A 5,225-nucleotide genomic window follows, 5' to 3' on the forward strand; every position below is an offset into this window, starting at 1 on the left:
CCGCCATGTCAATGCCTTGACGGGTGTCACTGCCCATCGCTGACATGCCTTCGTTCATCGCCTTTTTGTAGGCGTCTTCGTAGATTTTTTGTTGCTCTTCTTCTGTTAGTCCCTTGTTTTTACTTTTCTCTTTTTCCTTTTCAACCGCTTCTTTTGCCTTGGATTCGGCTCTTATCCGGTCTATATGATTAAGCATCGTTAACGTTTCACCACCAATTTCACTCACTAACTGCGTTTGGTCGATGATGTCTTGCTCTTTTTGTTTGTTAAAAATGTGTTTGAGCTCGTTATTCGCCTGCTCAGTATCTCGGCTTAGTTCGTTGATATCTTGTTTTTGGTCGTCTTTGTTGCGGATAATTATCGTCCCTTCCGATACCGCTGAATGCGTCGTCGAATGTTCACTTTCGTTTTTATTGCGACTGGTTGGCATCGATGGCATGCCGCTAGAGCTTACCCCTGCACTACTGCTACTGGCTTGGTAGTCCACTTTGTTTTCGATATCACTAAAGCTGATTGTGCCGGTGTCAAGGCGGTTTTGGCTCGTGTCTTTCGCTTCTGAGGTTATCACCGCCACAGCTAGCACAAAAACATCAAGAAAAACTCAAATAAAATCAATAACTTCCCTGGCTAATTTTTTGTAAGTAAAAATAGTAACTTAATGTATTTTTTATGTTTTAGATAGAAGGAGATATGACTCAATGCGCAATGCAACAAATAGGCTTTATTTTCTACAATGGTGTATAAAAATAATAATGGTTAAACCAGTGCTAAGCCGAAATTAGTAATAAAAAAATTAATTATCGAATTTAGTGACAGCATTAACTGTCACTTTTAACCAGCAAGTACACAAAATTTTGGATAAGTAGATAAGTTAGCAAGTTAAGTCCATTCTAAAGAACCATCTTCATTAACCCACACCGCTTCTGCTGGACAAGAATCATCAAAAAACCAATAATCATCCATTAATTTTTGTTTATCAAACATTTCATCTTCTGTTTTCGGAAAAGCTTCATAAAACAATTTTATTTGATCTTCTATTGAACCTTCTAAAAGCCGACCATTCTTTGCTAATTTAAGACGTCCCTCTTTTAGTAACCTTTTTACAAAATAAAAAAATAATTCTTTTCTTTCTTGAAAAGGAAATTTTTTTTCATTAGATTTTAGAGAAGGGAACATATCAGGTGCAATACAATTCCATAATCCACTAAAAGCTCTTAGTTCTGACCAATCAATAATATTTTTATAATCATTTTCATTTATCATATTTTTTCCTATCTAAATTTAATTTCTGCTCCAGTTCTCAACCCTCTGTATAATTTAGTTAAAGCTGGGTTGTTTTTTATATCAATAGTCCAACGCGCTCCTGTATCAGAATGAGATACATTCCTTAATGTAATATTAGTACCATCCGGCAATCGTGTTGTGTAAACACCATCTTTAACTTTTGTTAATGGTTGTCCTGCTAGTTCCTCCGCATAATTATATATCTGTTTATCGGTCAAATTTTGGCTTTCGTAAATTCGAGTGGAGTAACGATTTCCGCCAGCACCCTGCCGAATAGTTTGCCCATCAATTTTTAAATCTGTGGTAGGGTTATTTTTATCATAGATATTCCTTAATTCATCAAATCTTTCTTGCTGTTTCTGATTTTGGTATTTTTGGTTATCTTGCTTGTGCCTATTATCATCGTCATCATCAGGAGGTAAGCTTGCCCCACCACCTACAGTAGTTGATCCGGTTTGGGTTCCTGCTGATGCTTGACTATCAGAGTTGTCATTTGATGAACTATCATCAGATTTTATAAGAACACCATCTCTTCCCGTCGTCAACCATTCATCAAATGAATTTTTAGCTCCATCTAATGCACCAGTTTCTTCTGCTAAAATTACACTGCCTACCAGTACTCCACCAACAATTGCACCGCCGCCACCAGTCATTGTCATCTCACCTGGGCGTAATTTGCAGGTGACTTCAGCACACAAATAATTATTCTCAACCGCATTTTTCCCCGCAGCAACCCCTGTATTGATATCTTGAATATCACCACCGCTAGCGGCTATCGCAAGGCCGGTCGCTAGTTGTGATAGGGCGCTGATTTGTTGTTTTTCTTCTTGGCTTAGGTCTTTGGTATGTCTTTATCAGGGTAAAGGATCCCCGCAATAACTTCTGCACCCCATTCACTTGCTGCCGCGCCTAAGCCACCCACAAGCCCTGAGTTGCCTTGTAATAATAACTAAGGCTAAGAAAAAATTAGTACTTGGAAAATTAATTATAGGGTTTGGTGACAGAATCAACCGTCACCTTTAACTGAAAATACACAAAATTTAGGATGGTGTCATTATTGGTGTCATGAATTTTTTAATTTTAAAAGCATATTTAACAACCAATTTCGACAAGATGACCATTCATTTGGATAAAAATAATTACAATCAATGTCATCTAATATAATTTTTTGTAGTTCTTTTTCGCTATAAGAAGATTCTAACAATGATCGAATTTCTTTAATCATCTCATTTTGTTCATTAATTGTTTCTGTTTTCCTGTAAGCATCTAACGCTTTATCAACACTTCCAAAGATCTCTTCAAAATCTTGATTTAAATAACATCTCAAATAATAAGATAATGCAGGATATGTTTCTGTTGCTATTATCATGGTGTAGGATACCCCGTAACAATTCTATAACCATTAGGCATTGAAGAATCTCTAGCTATAATTATTCTAGCATTTGACACTTTACTTACATTTGTTTGTCCTTTCGAGACACTAATTCCTATTGGTGATGACGATTTATATTCAATTTCTAAATAACCTTTTTGGTTTCCAGTTAGATAAGCATCTATTTTAGATTGATTTGCTTCAATCGCTTTACTTGTAACTGATTCTGCTGTCGCTCTATCAGTAAAAGAAGATGCTGTTTTAACATTTCCGGTAGACACTCTATCTAATAACTCCTGCTCTGTTTTACCTACATGTCTTGCAATTAAATGTCCTCCTGCAGCTTCATGTGCAGAAAGACTTCCACCAGGAACAATTCGACTATAATTGTCGTCTGCCGCCTTTCCCGCAGCACCAGCAGTTTTATCAGTAAACTTACTAAATGCTGCAGCCGAGGCTAATTTTAACCCATCTTCTAAACTTAAACCACCATTACGAACCTGATGAATAATTTTATTGACTTCCGGTCCTGAACCAAACGAATCGAGAATTCCGTTCTTAATAAATCTTTCTTGTATCTCTGATTCAGATAAACCTTCAGAGCGCCATTTATCAAGTAAAATTAAACTCCTTATTTCATTTAAATAAGGATTGTTAATAATGTTTGATACCGTCCAATCCCATGCTGACGCATCATTAATATCCCAATCACCAAATGAATGATTTCTACTATTGTCAATCTGACTTTGCTTTATTCCTTCAAGCATTGTGTCAGAATACCATGTAACTAATTGGTAATATTCATCTTCTGATAGCTTACCTGCTTTATATAAATCAACTAATCTTTGTCCTGCTTCTTGTTCTTTTTGCATATATTGATTATAAACATTCGCCTTACACTCCTCTGTTTTACAATCGTTATATTGCTGCTGCAATTTATCTACTTCATCATAACCGACAATATCTTTGATTTTTTCATAAAGCTTTTTACTCTCTTTATCAAGCTTTTCAACGCCACGTTTATTACTTAATAAGTTATTCTCAACCGCATTTTTCCCTGCCGCAACGCCTGTATTGATATCTTGGATATCACCACCGGCAGCAGCTATTGCTAGACCTGTCGCTAGTTGTGATAGGGCGCTGATTTGTTGTCTTTCTTCTTGTGATAATTCCGCTACTGTTTTACCTGGGTAAAGAATACCCATGATAACCTCAGCACCACGTTCACTTGCAGCAGCACCCAAGCCACCCACTAGAGCTGAGTTGCCTTGTAGCTCGGCTACCACCGCACCGAGTATGGCATGGCTGACGGTATTGGCAACTATATCACCTTCCGTATGCTGTTTTATAATAGTTGCTATCTTCGGCGCGAGTGCCCCTGCGGTTGCCCCTGTCATGTCGCCACTGATTAAGCCGTTGATGATACTAACCGCCATGTCAATGCCTTGACGGGTGTCACTGCCCATCGCTGACATGCCTTCGTTCATCGCCTTTTTGTAGGCGTCTTCGTAGATTTTTTGTTGCTGCTTGTCGGTTAACACGATGCCTTTGTCTGCGGCTTTTTCTTGTTCTTTTTCTACCGCTTCTTTTGCCTTGGATTCAGCTCTTATCCGGTCTATATGATTAAGCATCGTTAACGTTTCACCACCAATTTCACTCACTAACTGCGTTTGGTCGATGATGTCTTGCTCTTTTTGTTTGTTAAAAATGTGTTTGAGCTCGTTATTCGCCTGCTCAGTATCATGACTTAATTCGTTGATATCTTGTTTTTGGTCATCCTTATTGCGGATAATTATCGTCCCTTCCGATACCGCTGAATGCGTCGTCGAATGTTCGCTTTCGTTTTTATTGCGACTGGTTGGCATCGATGGCATGCCGCTAGAGCTTACCCCTGCACTACTGCTACTGACTTGGTAGTCCGCTTTGTTTTCGATATCACTAAAGCTGATTGTACCGGTGTCAAGGCGGTTTTGGCTCTTGTCTTTCGCTTCTGATGATATCACCGCCCCTTTTAGGTCGGTGTTGTTGCCCACCGTGATATCATAGCCACCACTGCCGGCAAAGATGCCCGATTGGTCGGTGACACTTTGCCAGTTGCTGTCCATTTTCGTTTTGCTCGCCGAGGCATTAATACTACTTGAGCCTCCATAAGAAAAACTCCCCCCTACCGAGGTTGACGTGCTTTTAGAGTGGAACTCATCACTGTCTTGTTTCGATTCAATATTAAGGTCATGACCTATATCAGCCACCACCCTATCGCCTTTCACTTGCCCTGCAACAATGTTGGCGTCATTACCGGTGATAATCGTGAGCTTATTGCCTGCCTCTACCACACTTTCTGTCCAATCGGTACCGTTACCTTTTTCTCTGGATTTGCTTTGGCTGGCACTGGCCGAGATGGTAAAGCCATTTTTTTCTCCACCAAAGTTATAGCCCACGCCTACCGAGCCACTGCTGCTTTTTTCTTTGCTGTCGGTTTTTATCGTGTTTTCTTGACCAATGATGTTAACATCATGGTTCGCTTTGAGCATTGCATCATGACCGGCAGATACCTGACTGCCAATGATAT

The 5,225-nt window shown here is 39.2% G+C and carries 5 protein-coding genes and 1 pseudogene; all 6 read right to left on the reverse strand.

Going from position 1 to position 5,225, the window contains the following annotated elements:
• Positions 1–568 (reverse strand): hypothetical protein (locus A9G38_RS04430; protein ID WP_141671727.1); only part of this gene is annotated, 568 nt, incomplete at its 3' end.
• Positions 569–879: 311 nt separating this feature from the next.
• Positions 880–1,263 carry a DUF596 domain-containing protein gene (locus tag A9G38_RS04435; RefSeq protein WP_034915432.1) on the reverse strand — a complete coding sequence of 128 codons (384 nt, stop codon included), beginning with the start codon at positions 1,261–1,263 and terminating at the stop codon, positions 880–882.
• Between the two features lie 8 nt (positions 1,264–1,271).
• Entirely contained in the window at positions 1,272–1,943 is a 672-nt protein-coding gene (locus A9G38_RS12405; protein WP_141671728.1) for a hypothetical protein, read from the reverse strand.
• A gap of 96 nt (positions 1,944–2,039) precedes the next feature.
• Positions 2,040–2,096: pseudogene (locus A9G38_RS12780) on the reverse strand (hypothetical protein); the annotation flags it as partial.
• A 251-nt stretch (positions 2,097–2,347) separates the two neighbouring features.
• Positions 2,348–2,653, reverse strand: a complete 306-nt coding sequence (locus tag A9G38_RS04445) for a contact-dependent growth inhibition system immunity protein (RefSeq protein ID WP_162162671.1) — start codon at positions 2,651–2,653, stop codon at positions 2,348–2,350.
• The coding region (locus A9G38_RS04450; protein WP_176713227.1) for a hemagglutinin repeat-containing protein at positions 2,650–5,225 on the reverse strand (2,576 nt) is incomplete at its 5' end. The genes A9G38_RS04450 and A9G38_RS04445, both read right to left, overlap by 4 nt.

The sequence above is a fragment of the Gilliamella sp. Imp1-1 genome, from assembly GCF_001690415.1.
GTDB lineage: Bacteria > Pseudomonadota > Gammaproteobacteria > Enterobacterales > Orbaceae > Gilliamella > Gilliamella bombi.